13 protein-coding genes are annotated in these 19764 nt (G+C 53.9%); 5 read left to right on the forward strand and 8 right to left on the reverse strand.

The features are described from left to right. From ACILP3_RS09620 to ACILP3_RS09635, 4 genes are all read left to right on the forward strand, one after another. On the forward strand, positions 1-368 hold a 368-nt coding region (locus tag ACILP3_RS09620), incomplete at its 5' end, for an RNA polymerase sigma factor (protein WP_395616419.1). Continuing rightward, positions 365-955 (forward strand): hypothetical protein, encoded by a 591-nt coding sequence (locus ACILP3_RS09625; protein ID WP_395616420.1) that lies wholly within the window; start codon positions 365-367, stop codon positions 953-955. The genes ACILP3_RS09620 and ACILP3_RS09625, both read left to right, overlap by 4 nt. Positions 956-1478: 523 nt before the next feature. After that, the gene (locus tag ACILP3_RS09630; protein ID WP_395616421.1) at positions 1479-3899 is read left to right on the forward strand and encodes a glycoside hydrolase family 3 N-terminal domain-containing protein; all 2421 of its coding nucleotides are present in this window, start codon (positions 1479-1481) and stop codon (positions 3897-3899) included. A gap of 18 nt (positions 3900-3917) precedes the next feature. Beyond that, the gene (locus ACILP3_RS09635) at positions 3918-5195 is read left to right on the forward strand and encodes a sugar MFS transporter (protein ID WP_395616422.1); all 1278 of its coding nucleotides are present in this window, start codon (positions 3918-3920) and stop codon (positions 5193-5195) included. Here the strand turns inward: ACILP3_RS09635 and ACILP3_RS09640 are convergent. The 4 genes from ACILP3_RS09640 to ACILP3_RS09655 form a co-directional block, all read right to left on the reverse strand. Then, the gene (locus ACILP3_RS09640) at positions 5192-6358 is read right to left on the reverse strand and encodes an MFS transporter (RefSeq protein ID WP_395616423.1); all 1167 of its coding nucleotides are present in this window, start codon (positions 6356-6358) and stop codon (positions 5192-5194) included. The genes ACILP3_RS09635 and ACILP3_RS09640 overlap by 4 nt on opposite strands. 34 nt (positions 6359-6392) lie before the next feature. Next, positions 6393-7454: a LacI family DNA-binding transcriptional regulator gene (locus tag ACILP3_RS09645; RefSeq protein WP_395616424.1), complete on the reverse strand. Its 1062-nt coding sequence runs from the start codon at positions 7452-7454 to the stop codon at positions 6393-6395. Between the two features lie 3 nt (positions 7455-7457). Further along, positions 7458-8432 (reverse strand): family 16 glycosylhydrolase, encoded by a 975-nt coding sequence (locus ACILP3_RS09650; RefSeq protein WP_395616425.1) that lies wholly within the window; start codon positions 8430-8432, stop codon positions 7458-7460. Between the two features lie 87 nt (positions 8433-8519). Then, positions 8520-11708, reverse strand: a complete 3189-nt coding sequence (locus ACILP3_RS09655) for a TonB-dependent receptor (RefSeq protein ID WP_395616426.1) — start codon at positions 11706-11708, stop codon at positions 8520-8522. Between the two features lie 154 nt (positions 11709-11862). On the opposite strand from ACILP3_RS09655, the gene ACILP3_RS09660 reads away from it, so the two are divergent. After that, on the forward strand, positions 11863-13368 hold the full coding sequence (locus ACILP3_RS09660) for a tryptophan halogenase family protein (RefSeq protein ID WP_395616427.1): 1506 nt from the start codon (positions 11863-11865) through the stop codon (positions 13366-13368). A gap of 30 nt (positions 13369-13398) precedes the next feature. Here ACILP3_RS09660 and ACILP3_RS09665 read toward each other — a convergent pair whose 3' ends face one another. The 4 genes from ACILP3_RS09665 to ACILP3_RS09680 all read right to left on the reverse strand — a co-directional run. After that, positions 13399-14775 (reverse strand): cation:proton antiporter, encoded by a 1377-nt coding sequence (locus ACILP3_RS09665; RefSeq protein WP_395616428.1) that lies wholly within the window; start codon positions 14773-14775, stop codon positions 13399-13401. A gap of 795 nt (positions 14776-15570) precedes the next feature. Next, a complete protein-coding gene (locus ACILP3_RS09670; protein WP_395616429.1) occupies positions 15571-16530 on the reverse strand; it encodes a LysR family transcriptional regulator in 960 nt (319 codons plus the stop codon). 2 nt (positions 16531-16532) lie between these two features. Beyond that, entirely contained in the window at positions 16533-18374 is a 1842-nt protein-coding gene (locus tag ACILP3_RS09675; RefSeq protein ID WP_395616430.1) for a CocE/NonD family hydrolase, read from the reverse strand. Further along, on the reverse strand, positions 18371-19764 hold a 1394-nt coding region (locus ACILP3_RS09680), incomplete at its 5' end, for an AbgT family transporter (protein ID WP_395616431.1). The genes ACILP3_RS09680 and ACILP3_RS09675, both read right to left, overlap by 4 nt.

The raw sequence follows: 19764 nt of genomic DNA on the forward strand, positions 1-19764 counted from the left end.
TCTGGCGAGCAACGCCATCTTGGCGCCAGGCCTCCTCCTTAAAGACATTCGTGGCGCGGGTGACACATAATGTTTGTGTGAGCCATGTGCGGAGGGCCAGTCGCGCGCCGAAGCATCACGAACTCTCAGATACAGTTATGGACAAAGCCGAGGCAACTGACGACGCTGTCGTTCGCGCCGATCTCGGCCGACGACTGCTGGCTGAGGTGTCCAAGTTGCCACGTGGCATGCGGGAGGTGGCAACCCTCTATCTCGATGATTTCTCGGCCCGCGAGATAGGGGAGACACTTGGAATCAGTGAAGGGGCAGTCTTCACGCGTATCACGCGGCTGCGAGAAACGCTGCGCAAGGTAATGGATACAGAATGATGGACCTGGACGACCAGCTAGAGGCAATGCGTGCGGCTTGGCGGGCTGCTTCTGTCGGCGACCTTTCGATCAGCCAGTTGCAGGCGCAGGTGCGTCAGGAACAACGGGTGTTGCGGCGGGAAGCATGGCTTGAAGCGCTCGCCTCGTTGGCTGCGAGCGCCGTTTTCGCCCTTTGGGCAGCGCATGCGGTGGATGTCGCGCAAGACATATTTGTTGGGTTGTCAGTCTTCGCTATCGGGTGGCTCGCGATCACGATCCAACTCAGGCGAAAAGCTTGGCAGATGCAGGCGGAGACGGTCGAGGCCTACCGCTCGTTCTTGCAGCGGCGTGCTCAAGCCGGCCTGTTCCTTGCGAGACTGGGCCATGCAGGCGGGCTGCTGGGCCTTGTCATCGGACTTGGTCTTGGAAGAATTGGGGTGCTGCCGAACGTTGGCGTTCAGAGCCACCCGGCCGTCATCTGGATGGCAGCGGCCACCTTGGTAGTATTGTGGGTATGGAGCATCCGCGCGGCCCGGAGGCACAAGCGCGCCCTTGCGAACCTTCGCGCACAAAGCACGATCGCGGATGCCATTTGCGAAGAGTTTTGAGTATTAAGCGCCTATCTCGTTGCCACTTCTGGCCCGTGTTCAGGCACGTTTACCCTGACGGCTATTTTGTTCGGTCCGTCGAAGGTATTCCCCAGAAAATACTGGCTCAGACCTGGAGAACCCTGGAACGGCTGCACGTCGTTCTGAGGAACGATCTGCAGACGATACTGCCGCACGTTAGTACGAGCTGAGCCCCTTAGTCAGTCACTCAGGAGTGAAGCGGTCTCGTTCATCAGATGGGTCGAGAAGCACATGCCGGATTTGAACGCCGGATAGCGGACATTCCGCAACCCACCCAATTGAGGTCGTTCCGAGAGCGGTGGCGGACGCCTAAAAGCTGCCGCTGCGCCGATCACCGTATTCGTTTCGGTGCAATGGCCGAAATTGGGCCGGGAGTGGACTGTCCGGTTTTAGTTGCGCGGCACCATGATGAAGCTTGATTTCTCCCACCGTTACTGTCATCAAATCCTGATAACGTTCACAACGAAGTTCTGGAGTGGGTTTGATGCGGTTAAGGGGATCGATGGCACTGATGGCCTTCGTGTCGGCGGGATGTGTTTCGGCGGTGACGCACCCACAGACGATGAAGCCAGCGGCGCCTTCAGCCGAGACCGCGGCAAACATTGCCAATTGGCCAACTGCCAAAAGCCCTGCCGCGATTACCGATACGAAAACCGAAGACGCGATAACGGCGTTGATTTCAAAAATGACGTTGGAGCAGAAGGTCGGTCAAATCATACAGGCTGACATCAGCGCAATCACGCCTGAGGATCTCAAGCAATATCCGCTTGGTTCGATCCTTGCGGGCGGTAATTCCGGACCTTATGGCGACGAGCGCGCTGACGCTTCAAAATGGGCGCAATTGGTAAGCGCGTTTCGCGATACATCGCGTATCTCAGGCGCAGGCATACCTATTTTATTTGGCGTCGATGCGGTGCACGGGCATTCAAACCTGCCGCAGGCAACCATTTTTCCGCATAATATCGGACTTGGCGCGGCCCGAGATGTCGACTTAATCCAGCGCATTGGCAAAGCCACGGCGGCAGAGATTTCAGGCAGCGGGATTGAATGGACCTTCGCGCCAACGCTGGCTGTCCCGCAAGATTTGCGCTGGGGCAGAACCTATGAGGGCTATTCCTCCGACCCTGCGCTGATTGCGGCTTATGCCGGTGCGATGACCATAGGCTTGCAAGGCAATCTTGTCGCGGGTGCACCACTGGACGCGACGCATGTTGCCGCAACTGCCAAACATTTTCTTGCGGACGGTGGCACCATGGACGGCCGCGACCAAGGCGATGCAAAGATCAGCGAAGCCGAACTGGTCGCAAAACATGCGCAGGGCTATCCCGCATCTATCAACGCAGGCGCACTGACCGTTATGGCGAGCTTCTCAAGCTGGAACGGAGTGAAGCATCATGGCAATACCTCTCTTCTGACCGATGTCTTGAAGAACCGGATGGGCTTTGCCGGGCTGGCTGTTGGCGATTGGAATGGTCATGGCCAAGTCGCGGGCTGTTCTGCGACCGATTGCGCTGCGGCCATTAATGCCGGGCTTGACCTGTTCATGGCGCCTGACAGCTGGAAGGGTTTGTTCGCATCAACGCTGGCAGCGGCGCGGGATGGCCGGATCACCGCCGCACGGTTGGACGATGCGGTGCGGCGAATCGTGCGCGTGAAATACAAACTTGGCCTCATGGGCGATGCGCCGACTGTGCGGGGGCAAACATCTTTAGTTGGCAAGCAAGAGCATCTCGATCTTGCGCGTGAGGCGGTGTCAAAATCACTGGTGCTGCTCAAGAATGATGACGGCGTTCTGCCTATTCGCAATGGCAGCAATGTCCTGATCGCCGGTTCCGGCGCTGACAATATGGCGATGCAGGCCGGCGGCTGGACGATTAGCTGGCAAGGCACGGACACCACTGCCGCCGATTTCACCAATGGCCAGACGATTGGTCGTGCGATTTCGGAAGCGGTTAAAACAGGCGGCGGTACGGCCAATATTTCGGCATCGGGCATGTTTGAAAAGAAGCCCGATGTGGCGATCATTGTCCTGGGCGAAAAACCTTATGCTGAATTTGAAGGCGATGTGCCAAACCTCGCATTCCGGCCCCAGCCTGCCGAAGAGGAAATGATCGCGCGATTGAAGGCGCAGAATATTCCTGTTGTGGTCCTGTTCCTATCTGGACGGCCCATGTTTACGGGCAAGCTTATCAACCAAGCCGACGCTTTTGTGGCTGCATGGTTGCCGGGCACGCAAGGCCGGGGTGTCGCGGATGTGTTGGTCGCTGGCGCAAACGGAAAGCCGATGCGCGACTTCACTGGACGCCTGCCTTTCAGTTGGCCAGCGGACGCCCGGTCACCGATCGATGCGCCGCTTTTCCCGCTGGGTTATGGCCTCAATTACACGCAATCGAAAAAGCTTCCTCCGGTTAACGAAGACCCACGCGTTGATTTGTCATCGCTGACCATCGCTACGCAATATTTCGTCCGGGGCAAGGTGCCCGCTCCTTGGAATTTGCAGATGGACGGTTCGATTAGCGCGCGTGCTGTTGATATGTCCGCGCAGGAAGATGCACGCCAATTCACTTGGAACGCCGATGGTGCCTTTGTTGTCAACGGGCCTGCTGTCGATTTGAGCAAGCCGTTGAAGGAAGACTGGTTTCTGCTCATCGACTGGCGAATAGATCAGCCCGCGACCGGGCCAGTCATGCTGTCCTTTGGTGGCGCTGCGATTGATATAAAAACCACGATGCGCGCATTGCCCACAGGGGTACCCACACAAACCCGCATTCCGCTGCGTTGCTTTGCCGCGGCTGGCGCGAAGTTGGAGGCGGTCGGTTCCCCTATACGTATGCAGGCGGCGAAAGGCCTTGTTGCGACAATTCGCAACGTTCATATCGAAACGACTAAGAAAGGCGCGTCCTGCCCCGGCAAAATGCGCTAAAACCAAGGGAGAGAGAAGATGGCATTGGCACCCGGCGCATCTGCGTCAGCAGATAATGGCGATACCCACATCGACGCACCGCAATTGCAATTGTTCGTGATGGGGCTGTTCTTCATCTTCGGCGGCATCACAAGCCTCAACGATGTTATCATCCCGAAGTTAAAAGAGCTGTTTACGCTCAATTATACGCAGGCGATGCTTGTGCAGTTCTGTTTCTTTGCCGCTTATGCCGTTATCGGCATTCCCGGCGCACGCCTGGTTAAGAAAATCGGGTATATGCGCGGCGCGGTTGCCGGCCTTTTGACGATGATGGCAGGCTGCCTGTTGTTCATTCCAGCGAGCCAGACCGCAACGTATGGCGTATTCCTGTTGGCATTATTTGTGTTGGCAAGCGGTGTGGTCATTGTCCAAGTGGTTTCAAACCCATTGATCTCCATGCTTGGTAAGCCTGCAACAGCGCACAGCCGCCTGACCTTTGCACAGGCGTTCAATTCGCTTGGCACCACTGTTTTCCCGATCGTTGGTTCGATCCTTATCCTCGGCAGCCTCGCGACGGTAACCGCTGACCAACTATCCGGTGTGGAGCTTGACGCCTATCGCACTGCCGAGAGCCAAGCCATTGTGAACGGCTATTTGGGTATTGCCGTGGCACTCGCGATTGTTGCCGCAGTGGTATGGCTGTTTCGCGATGCGCTGAAGGGCGAAAAGCATGAAGCGAGCGAGGGCTTGGCTGGCCTCGACTTGTTGACGCGGCCTCGTTTCGGTTTCGGTGCTTTGTGCATTTTCCTATATGTCGGCGCCGAAGTTGCGATTGGTTCGCTCATCGTCAATTATTTGATGCAAGATCATGTCATGGCGCTACCCGAACAGGACGCTGGAAAGCTTATTGGCCTATATTGGGGCGGCGCAATGGTGGGCCGGTTCATCGGGTCTGCGGTGTTGCGTGTGCTTAGCCCGGGGAAGGTGTTGGCGTCTGTATCGGTTGCTGCAATTGCACTGCTGATCTTTTCCACACAAACCACGGGCGAAGTTGCGGGTTATTCCTTGTTGGCCGTGGGCCTGACCAATGCGATCATGTTCCCGACGATATTCACGCTGGCCTGTGAAAAGCTGGGGTCACGAGCTGCCGATGGTTCTGGCATCATCAACGTCGCCATCGTCGGCGGCGCTATTGTTCCGCTGTTCACGGGAATCATCGCTGACTTAACCGGAAGTCTCGCCATAGCGTTCACCTTACCCATGCTTTGCTATGCGATAATCGCGGCATTCGGAATCTACGCGCGTAAGCCTGCCTAGCCGCTCGCATGCTGGCGCGGCATTGTTGCCAATAACAGGCACGCAATGACCGCCAGCCCCGCTAGCAGCAGAAATAGGCTGCCAAAGCCATAACTGGGTACCAAAGCCAGTATCAGCCATGGCATTATGAGCGATGGCACGGTGTTCGTCAGGTTGAAAATGCCCAAATCCCGTCCGCGCGTCTGTGGACGCGGGAGCACCCTCAACGACTGGCTTGAGTGTAGCGCCAGAAAAAGGCTGCTCGCCAAGCCAAAGACCACATAGCCGGTGATGGCGACTGGTAAAGATGACGAAACCGACATGATGATCAGTCCGGCCGATGCTGCCGCTGCTCCACACATGAGCGGCAGAATGGGCCGGTTTGTACGGTCGGACCAGCGGCCAACAGCTAACGCTAAAAACACAGCCGCACCCAGAACAAGCGCTAAGATACTCGCGGCATTATTTTCGCCGAAATCAGGATCGACGCTGCGGAACCATAAAAGGAGAAACGCAAATAATGACGCTTCTGCAATTTGTATCAATAAGCGCGCAATCCACATTTTAACGGCGGCGTGCCGTGTTACGGCGCTCTGTTCCCCGTCAATTGTTTGATCCGTCGGCGCGGTGTTCAACCCCGATATCGATATCGGTCTGCCAAAAATCAGCACCGGACTGACCATGGCTATCACCAACATCGCGATAATGATTTCACGGTGCTCAGATGGGAAAGCATTGTTCATTGTTACAAATGCGCCGGAAAGCGCGCCCATTGCGGGCGCTAACGCCAATAGACCACCAAGAAAACCCTTTTGGGAATCGGGAATGGTGTCACCGGCCCACGCGCTTAAAGGCGCGAGCATCATATTCAGGCCAATTTGCCAGAGGATGATCATGGCTATCAACACTGCTGGGTTCTTGGCGTAAGCTGTGGCGAGGAGCAAAGCCGTTGATAAGGCTAATCCAGACCATATCCACGGGCTTCGGGCGCCAGTTTTATCACTGGCCCATCCAAAGCCGATATTGGCCACGCTTGCGGCGATAGCGCCCAGAAAGGCCGCTATCGCCAACATGCCAAGGGCGTCCGTACCGGAGATGTCTGTCGCGCGCAGCGGCAGCAATATCGTCAGAAACGGCATATAGGCGACGGCGCCCCCGGATACGGCGAGCGCGTACAAATACATGAAAGTTGCCGACTGCCGGCAGCTGTTCCCAGATTTAGGCGCGACCATGTGTAGGCGGCGATGCGGTGCTGCTTCGCTCTATGAGGCTGCCTTCAATGACAATAGGTTGATGCGGCACGAGCGCGTCACCATTTGTAATCAAAAGTTCAACCGCCTTGGAAAAGGTTGCGGCAATCGGCTGATCAACAGCAGTGAGTTCGGGCATGGTAAAACGCACAACGGGCGTATTGTCGAAACTGATAAGGGATAAATCGCCGGGAATGTTTAAACCACGCTTCTTGGCCGCGTCCAAAGCGGCAAGCGTCATTTGATCATTGCTGCCGATGATCGCCGTGGGCGGGTTTTCCAAATCGAGTAGCGCGTTTGCGGCCAGCACACCGCTATCATATCCAAAATCGCCTCTGACGCATAACGCATCGCAGGAAAAGCCGGCGGTGGTCATCGCCTCGCGCCACCCGTCGATACGCCAGTTGGACAGGTCATATTCTTTAGGGCCAGCAATGAAACCAATCCTGCTATGGCCAAGCGCGATGAGATGTTCGGTTGCACGTCGGGCCGAGCCCTCGTCATCCATCGTCATCGCTATTCCCGGCCCTGATATGATCGATCCGATCCGAGCGAAGGGGATTTTGCGTTTGGCAAGAAATCCGGTGATGAGCGGGTTTTCAGAGTGCGGTGGTGTCAAGATGACGCCGTCTGGCTGCAGCGCCGCAATGGCTGCACCCAATTCGCGCTCGACATGATCATTGTGGGTATCGACCAGTTCAAAGATCATCCGGTATCCATGTTCGGCACATTTTAGCATGCCGCCCAAAAGCATTTGGTCTACCCAGTCCGACCCTTGGCGGTTCCGCCAATCGGCAATTGTGCGTTCCCGGTCGTTGATGGCAAGGATCAGGTACGAACGTGATCCGCTCATCCGTTGCGCGGCGATGGAAGGGACATAACCAAGCTTATCAATGGACCCCTGCACACGTTCCTGCATGGCAGGCCGGACGTTAGGCTCATTATTGATGACGCGGCTTACCGTTTGCAGGGAAACCCCTGCATCGGCTGCTACATGTTTAATTGTGACGGCCTGGCGGCGTCTCGCCATAACTTACTTACTTTCTTTGTCGCCCTGCATGCAGGCCAGACCTTTTTCCTTATCGCTGCTGCATTGATAGATGCGGATCCAGTCGATCAAAAACGCAGCTGGTGTTACATTCGATGCAACGCCTTTATCGTTATTCTTCTCTGACAGGCCGCCACCAATAGCGAGGTTAGCCATTATGTAGAAGGGCTGGTCAAAAGGCGCAACAGGGTTTGATTTCGCCAATGGAGAAGCTGTTTCCCAATCAGCACTTGTCCGTTCCCAATATTTCTGCCCATCGAGATAGAAACGCATCACGCCCTCGCCCCATTCGAGCGTCCAGATGTGAAAGTCATCGGAAGGCAAAGCGTTTGACGGCAGCGCCACACGCGTATCATGAAATTTATTTTTTGGTGCATAATCGCCAAAATGGATCGCACTAATCATTCGGTTCTCGCCAACACCGCCCGTGCATGGGTTGCATGTCGCGCCAAGATTAACGCCTTCCAAGATATCGATCTCGCCCGATAGTGGCCAGCCCCCGTAGACGCTGTTGGCCGGCATCATCCAGACGGCAGGCCAGGTTCCTTGTCCCTTTGGTGGCTTCGCGCGAAATTCGACTTTGCCGTATTTCCAGCTGGAAATGCCAAGCGTTCGGATTTTGCCGGAGGTATATTCCTGCGTCTTTTTAGGATAAGGCTTGTTTGAAAATTCAGGGGGCAGATCTGGACCGGTAAACGTCTCTTTATGCGCGATTAAATGCAGATTTCCTTCGGCTACCTTAATGTTTTTGGGCCTATCCGTGTAGCATTGCCGTTCCTGATTGCCCCCGCCCCAGCATGATTTTTCAGGCTTCCATTTTTTGCGGTCCAATTTGCTGCCATCAAACTCATCGGCCCACACAAGTGTCCAGTTATTTTCTGAAGCTTGTGCTTTGGCTGCCGTTGTCCAGCACGCCGTCAAACCGATCATAGCACCGAGCAAGGTAATTTTGGGCGGCATGGCTTTCTCCTGAAACGCGGGCTGGAAGAAAAACGGACCCAAGTCATATGACCAGGGCCCGCTTTTCCGCAACACTGATGCGAAGTGTTAGAATTCAAATCGAGCAAGGAAAGTGAAGCGCCGATCGTTCCGGAACGCAGAGCGCGTTGCGCGGGTGCCGTCAAAATCGATAACTTGTGATGTCTGTGTGACTTCATCAAGCAAGTTCACGGCCTGAATACCGAGTTTCAATTGCTTCGTCACAGAAACAAAGATTGATCCGTCAAGCTGGCCTGTTGCTTCGCCGTAAATGGGCGAGAACGGGAAGATAACGTCGCGCGGTGTCTGCACAAATTCAGACCGCCAGTTATACGCCAAGCGGAATGACAACGGACCTTTTTCGTAAAATCCAACGGCATTGATCGTATGTTTCGAGACGCCAGCCAACGGCAGACCGCCCGAAAGCGGGCTCTGTTCAGAACCGAGCGAAGCGTTGTTGAAATCGCCCGCATCAACATAGGTATATGTCAGACCGGCGCCCAAGCCGCTTAAGAGGCCAGGCAGGAAATCGTAAGTTTGCTGATACGCAACTTCAACACCCTTCAATGTTCCACCATCGCTATTCACCGGTGTGTTGAACAGAATATCGGTGTTGACGCCCTTCGGCGTGACAAAGGGACGCACTATGGCGCCGCTATTCACGATATTGCTGATATCCTTTACAAAGCCGGATACCGTCAACGAGCCGATGTCTGCCCAATACCACTCGAGAGAGAGGTCATAGTTCACCGATTCAACAGGGCGCAGGAAGCGGTTACCCGTGTTAATGGCAAGCAACGGACCCGTGGCCAAAAGCCCACCGGCGCGCAGATTGTTGGTGTTGTCATATGCGCCACCACCCGATGTGAACGCCGACAGATCTGGCCGGGAAATACCCTTGGAGATTGCACCACGCACCAAGACACCATTGCCGAAATCAAGTTTCGCGTTGAAGTTGGGGAGCCAGTTTGTGTAGCGGATGTTGAGCGGGTCGGAAATGACCTCACCTGTAAACAACGACGCATATGTCGCTTGGCGAGCGGCCGACAAGCCGCAATAGCCCGGCACCGGTGTGATATTATTGGCGAGAATAAAGGCACATGAGCCCTGCACTTCCGCCAGTTGGACTATGCCATCACGGTTGCCGTTATTGTCGAAGAACTCAGGCGTCGGCAGGCTGAACGAACCACCACTTCTCACCTTGGTGCTGACATAACGCAAGCCGATATTGCCGCTGAGTGTTGTGCCACCAAAGTCGGCACCAAAATCAACGCGCGCATAGGCAGCGGACGTGCTTTCTTCGACGTCCGAAATTTCACCAGCTGTCCATGGACCACCGGGAAGATTGCCTGATCGTGCTGAAATCGGGAACCATGCGTTCGGTGTCAGGGTGTAAGCGGTAATCGCATTTGCCTGCGTCCGGATGGCGCCGCTCAGATAATCAGCGACCATATTGTCGCCGCCGAAGAAGAAGGCAGAGCCCTCCCCAAGCGGAACCGGCGCATTACCGCGCTGGAAGCTGTCACCAAATGGGTTACGCAGATTGGCCGAGTTCGGGAAGTCGCGAACATAAGCGCCGCCACAGCCGAATGCCTGGAAGTCGCCGCAGTTCCAGTTACCGCCACGTCCTGTCCACGGCGCGCCCAAATTGCCCCAGTTGGAGAAATTCGCGCTGCGGGTTACGCGGTTACGGTCACCCCAACGTGCGCCGAAACGCGCTTTTTTGAAAAAGCCGTCATCGCTAACGTCATATTCGGCGTCAGCGCGCATGCTGGTCAATTCGCCGTCGTTCTTCACCTGATTGTCGAGGAGGAACCAGTAAAATGTTTTGCTCGGATCGTTGAAATAGCTCGACGGCGATGTGGCGAGTCCTGGCTGCAGAAACTCGACGAGCGGCGTGCTGCCACGGTTGTCGATACGCACATCGGAATAGGTCTGCATTGCAGAGATGAAGCCGTCTTCAGTACGGTCCGATTTAATGTGCTGTACTTCAAAGTTGAAGCGAAGTCGATCAGTCGGGCTTAACTTAATGTGCGCTGAAAAATCCTCTGTCTTTGCTGTGTCTTCGCGTTGGAAGCGCAGCAATTCAGTTGGAATACCACGGCCACCGGTAAATGGCTGGAGCTGGGTTAATGTGCCTGCGACGAATTGATTATCGTCATAGATCGCGGTTGTGCCCGGCGCGAGTACAGGGAAAAGTCCATCATCATTGACCAACGCGAGCACTGCAAATTCATTCAAAGTCGCTTCGGTTTCTGCGCGCAGATATTCAACTGTGACCTCAGCACGGCCGTCATTGCTTTCCCACTGACCAACCGCCGAAAATGAATTGCGGTCACGGTTCAGGTCGGTTGTGCGAACGCCGGCACCTTTCGGGACAAAAACGGAATTTGCAGGCGGAAAGTTGGACGCGTTCAAAGGCGTGCCGCTGCCGAAACCGCCAGATCCGACGGGACGTACACGGATACATGGGCCAGTCAGCGAACGGTCGCGATAGCAAGGATCGGTAATTTGCGATGCGTCGGTGCGGGTTGCCAGCTCAGATTGGCTGTACGCGAGTTGTAGGCCAAAGGTACCGATGCCTGTCTCAAACGTATTTGAACCCAGAATGGAAAAGCCCGGCGACCATTTTTTTGCCATGTCTCCATAATTGCCTTCAATCGCGCCAGCGACATGAAAGCCCGGTTTGTCGAGCGGCTTGCGCGTCACAAGGTTGACGGAGCCAGAGATATTGCCTTCCAACATGTCCGAGGTCGAGTTTTTGAAAACTTCGACACGGCCCAATAACTCAGGCGAAACGTCATTGAACGACAATTCCCGGCCACCATTGGCCGAAAAGATTTCGCGGCCGTTCAGGTTAGACAGAACATATGGCAATCCGCGAATAACGACGCCTGAACCTTCAACCGAAAAGCGGTCGGGGTCATTGCGCTGTTCAAAACGCGAGATGTTGACACCAGGGACGCGTTGCAATGCTTCTGCAACAGAACGATCGGGCAGCGCGCCAATATCTTCGGAGGTGATTACATCAACAAATGTGTCGGCTTCACGCTTTATGCTCTGCGAATCTGCGAGAGATTTTTTATAGCCGCTCACGATGATCGCATCTTCAGCCTCAGCGCTTTCCGCAGCTTCAGCGGGCTGGTCAGCCGTTTGTCCGAAAACCGGCTGCGCTGCGCATAGTGCAATACTGGATGCCGTCGTCAAGACAGCAAGGCGCTGCGATCGCGATGCTCCGAATAAAGATTTGCGTGCCAAATGATCCTCCCTGATGTCGATTCGGAGGGTATGAATTCCCCCTTTATCGAAATACATATCCACAATTGAGAGCGTTCACAATAGATAAAATGAACGTTCACAATTTGCAGTTCTGGACTATATCACTACGCAGGATGTTTAAGGGAGAAGTCGGATGGCAATCGATCACATTATCATCGTAGGTGGCGGAACCGCGGGCTGGATGGCCGCTGCTGCGCTGTCCCGTATTCGCGCGGGTCGTCCCGTGGCGATTACGCTGATCGAATCGGAAGAGATCGGAACCGTCGGTGTGGGCGAGGCGACGATACCTCCGTTTCTGGACTTTAACCGTTTGCTCGAAATCGACGAGCGCGACATGCTCTCCATGGTCCAAGGCAGTTTCAAGCTGGGCATTCAGTTCGTCAACTGGGGCAAGATTGGCGACAGCTATATCCACCCCTTTGGCAATTATGGCTATCAGGTTGATGGCATTTCATTTCACCATGTGTGGCACAAATATCAGCAAGCGGGCGACAAGCGCCCCATTCAGGTTTTCAACGTCGAAACGATGGCCGCGCATTTCGGGCGCTTTGCGCGAACGGAAGATTATCAACGCGACGATTTGCCGCCCGTCAACTACGCCTATCATATCGACGCTGGACGCTATGCCCGATATTTGCGCAATTATGCAGAAACCCGCGGCGTTGTCCGCCGTGAAGGTAAGATTTCTGATGTCACATTAGACAATGAAAGCGGTTTTGTATCGTCGGTGACCATGGAAAATGGCGACGTGTTGAACGGCGATCTGTTTATTGATTGCTCCGGCTTTCGCGGCCTGTTGATCGAACAGGCGCTGAAAACGGGTTATGACGATTGGTCCAATTATCTGCCCTGCAACCGTGCGGTAGCACTGCCATGCTTGCGTGAAGATGGCAGTGGACCATTGCCTTACACCCGCGCAACTGCCCATTCGGCGGGATGGCAATGGCAGGTTCCCTTGCAGCACCGCAACGGCAACGGCCATGTCTATTGCAATGAATATATGTCTGATGATGAGGCACATAGCATTCTGGTCAACAACATCGCTGGAAAACCCGGCGCTGAACCAAATTTCCTGCGCTTTGTAACCGGTCGACGTAAAAAGTTTTGGAACAAGAATGTTGTCGCGCTTGGCCTGGCATCGGGCTTTATGGAGCCTCTAGAGTCCACCTCGCTGCACCTTGTGAATACAGGGATTAATAAGCTGATTGCGTTGCTATCTCTCGATGGGGTGACGCAAGCGCAAGAAGACGCGTTCAATCGCCTGACCGGCAAGGAATATGCGCGCATTCGCGATTTCCTTATCCTTCATTATAACAGCACAACGCGTGACGACAGTCCGTTCTGGAACTATTGCCGCAACATGCCCGTGCCCGACAGCCTCACCGAGAAGGTCGAGCTTTTCCGCCAAAACGGCCAAATATTCCGCGAAGATGACGAGCTATTTACCGAAACCAGCTGGGCCGCTGTCATGATGGGGCAGGGCATCAAGATGGGCGGGCACAACGCCATGGCAGACGCGGTGAGAGAACCAAATACGCGGCGCGAAATTGACGAAATGGAAAAATCGATCCAGTTTGTGGTCCAGCACATGCCGTCACATGGCGAATATCTGAACCGATATTGCCCCGCCCCTGCTTGAAAAAGGCAATTTTCCTAATCAAACTGGGGTTCAATCGGCCAGAGCCACATCCTTTTTTCCCAGTGCCCCTAGCTCGCCTAATTCGCGCGCTTTTCGGCCGTACACCAATTCAAACAATGGGCTTGCCATCATCGTGGTGACAATCGCCATTAGCACCAGCATTGAGAATAATGTCGGTCCGATGATGCCTTTTTGCAGACCGATGTTGATGATGATGAGTTCCATTAAACCACGTGAGTTCATCAACGCGCCGATACCCAATGCGGTGCGATTGTCTTCGCCAGCAACCCGCGCGGCGACATAGCACGCACCAAATTTGGCGACGATTGATCCCGCCAGAATGACCAGTGCGATCAGCAGTAACGGAATCGTATTGACCATATCCATGCGCGTGTTGAGCCCTGAATAGGTAAAGAACATCGGCAGCAACAGAACGACGGCAAGCGGCTCAACCTTCTTTTTTAGCTCTTCAACAAATAGTCCGCGGGGCATAACAACCCCCAAAATGAAGCCGCCGAAAATTGCATGGATGCCAACTGCGTCCATGATGAACGCGGACAGACAGAATGCAGCGATGGTTATGCCAAGCACAGTCATGCTCATTTCGCCCTCGCGCTCGACCATCCGGCCCAGCGGCGCGAAAATTTTGCGACCAAACAGGATGATGAACGTGGCGTAAAGCAGCCCGCCACCTATTGCGAGAACGGCAACTCCGGGGCCCGCGCCAAAGGTTGCCAGAACCACTGCCAGCACACACCAAGATACAGCGTCGTCAAAGGCGCCGGCGGCAAGTGACAATGTGCCGAGCGACGTTTTCGCTAGCCCTCGTTCGTTAATAATGCGCGCTAACATCGGAAACGCGGTCAGCGCGATGCAGGCGCCCATGAACAAAGTCGCGCTTGATTGCGAAATTCCGGGTGTAAATAGACCCGGAACAGTCAGCAGCCATGGGGTTAGCCATATTGCAATCAAAAACGGCACCACGATGCCAGCTAACGATACGCTTATCGCGCTTTTTGCTTTGGATTTGAAATGGTCCAGTTGCAACGTTGTGCCGACCAAGAACATGTACAAACCGACACCCAGTTGTGCGCCCGAATATAGCACGTTTTTAGTCGGTCCGGGGAAAACTGCGGCCTGTGCATCCGCGAAAAAATAGCCAAATAATGATGGACCGAGGATCACGCCCGCGATCATTTCGCCAACAACCTGGGGTTGACCAAGATATTTTTGGCCCAGTTTGCCGACCATCCGGCAGGTTAATATGATGATAGCTAACTGCAAAAAGAAGTGGACGCTAAAATCCGTCGGCGTGAAGCTATTCGCAGTCGCGGCCTGGGCAGGACCGTTGGGATCCAGCACTTTGGAAAGCGTATCTATTGCGCTTGCGAGCATTTCAGAAAACATACCCTGCCCTTTCCATGGATATGAAGCGCTTATCGGTGGCTGCAATTATATTGACCATTAGTGGACCGGAAACGTTGCCGTAGAGCAACCCATGACACGATTGCGGTAGCAGCGCATAGAGCATAATTTTGCTATTTGGGCAGAAAAGTAATCAGGCAGGTTCAAATTTAGAAGTAATCGGCCGCCTTCCGCGCACGCTGAAGCGCCTGGCCCTTTCCGGGATCACTTCTGCCTTCAGATCGGTCCCGGGTACAGTCGGTTGTACAATTCTGGCCGTCAGTTGTCTGCGCCCAACTCATCCTGACTCGACCAAAGATGCAAATGATAGGCCTTCGAATGCCTGCCTTAACCATTCAGCGGATTTCGAGATCTGCCCCCAGGTCAAAAATATATGTCCCCTTTTGGTTTCACCACATGCTAAGCTGCATGGCGTGTATTGGGCGCAAAGCGGTCGGACCGCTCGCGGCCCAATTGACGACGTTCAAAGCGCACCAAGAAAATCTCGAAAGCCGTGATCTTTAAAGGTCATCGCAAATGGCTGGAAGTGTGCCGCGAGCGGTCTAACGGCTTTGCGCCCAATGTAAGTCATTCCAGCTCCCGCCAGATGCCGCTGAAAGCGGACATTGAATAAACTGTACCTGCAAATAGGAATATCAAAAATCTTTACCAGCCGCATTCAAAACCGTTACCACATTTTTCGACCGTTCGTTGAGCCGGAGCTTTAATGGCCGCCTTACACCCAACCCAAATTGTAAAGACGCCGAAAGCAAATGCATTCAGTCTACTAAAAGGAACTTATTTACCCTCCGCGCTCAAAGAGTTTTGCGGTCGTTCTAGAAAAAAGGACAGAGCTTCTTTTTTAAACTCTTCGGTTAATCGTGATGGCCTTGCCACGTTGGACACGGCAAACGCATATGTGTGGGTGATAGGAGGGGTGAAGGGCCGGGTAACTAACGGAGCTTGAATGTAGGGCCTAACAAGCAGGTCGTTGAGAATGGCCAATCCGTTTCCGCGTCCAGCAAGCGCGCATGCTGATCCATGAGTGTGGGTCTCTATGGCGACAACGGGCTTTAAACCGCATGAAGCAAAGGCTGCATCAACTTGTGCGCGCCAATATCCACCCGCCCCTAGAAGAATTAATGGGTGAAGACCTATGTCAGTGGGCGATATGCTATCATAATTAGCGAGTGGATGATCCTCCCGCATGACGCAAAGTGACCCGCTGGTTACAATTTCATCTAACTCAAGATCGGTCTCGTCCGTTGGCAATTTGACGAACCCGCAATCTACATAGCGCATAGCGATCATGGATCTTGCGGTACCGACGCTTCGCGAATCGATGCTGAATTCTACCCCGGGGAAACGATCACGAAAACGTGAAACAATATCGGGCAACACGCCTTCGGCAAAGCTGGGAGGTGCAACGACGCGTATCGTTCCCGCTGAATAACCCGCAATGTCACGCACCAGACTGTTAAAGCGATCAAGGCTGGCCAGCGTCAGGTCGACTTCTTGCATTAACTTTGTTCCATCCGCTGTTGGAACGAGTTTGCCGCGGTCTCGATAGAAAAGGTCAAATCCAACCTTGGTCTCTAACTGTGAAATCAGCTTACTGACCGCAGGCTGTGAGAGAGACAACTGCTTGGCGGCTGCAGTTGCCGACCCGGTGCGCATGATTTCCGCAAAAACACGAAGCGAACGAAAACTTACTTCTTTGTCAGCTTGGCCAACTTCAGATCTAACGGGTTTACGCATTGCTACCTATTAGCAGGGATTACAGGAATGTAGATAGTGGATGGATGCCGTTTGCCTACATGCACGCTGTTATGCGCTACGCATGGCGTTAAGCCCTCCACACGCCAGTCGGTGTTAGGGTTAACATCAAAATGCGGGAAATTACTGCTCGCAACCTCGATCCGAAGGCGATGGCCGGCACAAAACACATTGCTCATTGGGAAAGAAGGAATGCTGATTTGATAAACCGTGCCCCTTTCCATCGGTTCCGGCTGTTCAAAAGAGTCCCGAAACCGCATTCTTAGAATGCCATGCGCAATGTTGAGCGCATAGCCTTCGGGATAGCTGTCGCTCGGTGGATACACATCAACGACTTTGATCGTGAAATCAGTATCGACTGCGTTCGAACTGACAAACAAATCTGCAACAACCTGACCTGTGACATTCAGGTCTCCCGTCAGGGCATCGGTTTCAAATATCAAGATGTCCGGCCGCTCGGACAGCGCGCGAAAAGGTGGGCTGGATTTGAAGACATCAGGCCTTTCGCGCTGGTCAAAGCCTCCTGCCTCCATAACCGGTGCACCCGAAGCAATAGGCCCGCCGATGGTCGGCACCGGATCATAGGGGTCGCTGATATAAGTGAACTGATGTGACTGGAGTGGCGAGGCTTCAGCCAAAGATGTATCTGGCTGTATATAAAAGGAGTGTATGGTCGTTTCAGCCAAAGGCCAGCTTTCGGCGATCTGCCATCGGCCACCATGGTCGAGCCGCCCACTGGGTAAACGACAGCCTGATCCGCCACCCATTTGGAAAAAATATACAGAATGCGGAAGTGGCTCGCTACCCAAAGCATCAAGGTGATAATCAAACCATTTTGCCCGCAGCGCGACATAATCACCAAATTGCGCATCAAACGTCGAGGCTTCTCCGAAATCGACGTCGCCTGCAAAAGTCACCGATCTTTTGCCGTGTGTCCACGGGCCCATGATAAGTTTGATTGGTCCCACTTTGCGTGCGGATAATTCCGTAAAGTTCTCGATGGCTGTCAAAGCATATGGGTCATACCAACTCGACATATGCACCATGGGTACATCGGCGAATGTGTCATATGCCCCGCGCGCGTAAATACCGCTCTGTTTCCAGAAGTCCGTAAAGGTCTCGTTTTTCCACTGCTCCAAAATGAAATCTTCATATTCAGGCGCTGCACTGATCGGTGAATGCCCCTTGCGCCATCGTTCCACGCTAAGCCAATCTCGGATGTCCGCCTTCTCCAGCGCACTACGTCGTGCAGGATCTGCATCAGATTCGGGTGAGAGCAGTGCGTGCTTCATTGCCCAGGTCAGTTGTTTTAGTTCGTACGCACCACCTTGTCGGATCCCGCTATGATATGCACTTGAGAAGCCGCCTGAGTCCAAGAACATTGCGCGAAGGCCATGGGGATTTAAACTTGCTAACGCAGCCTGCACATGTGCGCCATATGATAAGCCCAAAGTGCCAACCTTACCGTTGCACCAAGGCTGCTGGATGATCCAGTCTATGGTGTCTGCTCCGTCTTGGGCCTCGCACAAATATTTCTGGAAAACGCCTTCGGACCGATACCGGCCACGACAATCCTGAAGAATGAATACATATCCCCGCTCTGCAAACTTTTTTGCAATCTCCGGCTTTGACAGGGGTTGGTGGTCGCGACTGCTAAAGTCGGAATGATTGGTACCAAGCTTGTCATATGGCGTTCGTTCTAACAGAACAGAGGCCGGCTTCGTTTTATCAGCGTCAGGAAGATACACATCCGTCGCAAGATGCGTCCCATCGCGCATTTTAACCATGATATTGGATAAAATAGTGACGCTCACAGTATCGCTCACCGCGGTGCCAGCTGGAAGGTTGAGGGCGCGCTTGGGCCTACAGGCAATTCCAAGCCCGTCCAAATGCCAACAAGGCACAGGCCAACTAGCCCAATCGCCACCGAAAATGGCAGCATCAAAGCTATCAGCGACCCAACACCAAAATCTTTGTTCCACCTTTGCGCCAAGACCATCACAAGGACGAAGTTCGAGGCTACCGGCGTAACGATGTTGAAGATCGAGTCACCCATTCGATACGCAGCCGTTGTCATTTCCGGCGATATACCGAGCAGCATTAGCATGGGCACCACAATTGGTGCCATCGCCGTCCATTTCGCTGATGCCGAACCAATCAAAAGGTCAAAAACTGACGACATCAATAGCAGCAAGATAAGTAAGGCTGGTGTCGACAGCTCAAGAGTGCGTAGCCAGTCAGCGCCATTGATTGCGATGACGGGACCGAGGTTCGACCAGCTGAACATTGCAATAAAATGCGCTGCAAAAAAAGCGATCACGAGAAAAGGGGAGAGTGTTGCTAATCCTTCACTCATCATTCGCACAACGTCGCGATGGGATTTCACGGTGCCTACGGTTGCGCCATAAATCCAGCCGCTGCCAAGGAACAGCAGCATGAACCCTGCGACGAGGGCGGCATAAAACGGCTGCATCCGGGCAGGTCCTCGGGCTGTTGCATCCACAAGTGGCGCGTAATTGGGTATTGTTACCAAAAGGGTGAACAGGACGACCAAGCATAAGGCAAACAACCCAGCATATATCAGGCCCCGGCGGTCGGCGGCAGGATTAGCAACCTGTGTGCTGTCTTCGCCTGGTGCAATACCGGTCCATGTTCCAAGGCGTGGTTCAACGATACGGTCGTTTACAAACCATGCGATCGGCACCAAGATTATTCCCAACGCGGCGGTAAACCACCAATTCCCAAGAGGATTCAAACTGTGGCCGGGTACTAGCAGTGTTGTTGCTGATTTGGTAATTCCCAGCATCAAAACGTCAAACTGCCCCGGCACGAGATTTGCCGCAAAGGCGCCCGAAATGCCGGCGTAGGCAATTGCCATGCCGGCAAGTGGGTGCCTTCCTGCTGATGCAAAAATAATTGCTGATAAGGGAATAAGCACGACGTAGGCTGCATCAGCTGCATGGTGTGAAAACAGGCCAATCAAAAAGATGGCTGGGCTCAGAAATCCGACCGGGATATTGCGCATGGCGCGCGACATAAGCGCAGCGAACAGACCAGACCGCTCGGCTACCGCAGCGCCTAACATCACAACCAGAATTAAGCCTAATGGTGGGAAATGTGCCATCGTGTCCGGCATTTCTGTGAGCAGTTTTCGGATATTGTCTGCGGACAGAAGGCTTTTTGCGACGACAGATTCTCCGGTTAATGGATTTACAG

The sequence above is a fragment of the Sphingorhabdus sp. genome, assembly GCF_044239665.1.
Classification (GTDB): Bacteria; Pseudomonadota; Alphaproteobacteria; order Sphingomonadales; family Sphingomonadaceae; genus Sphingorhabdus_B.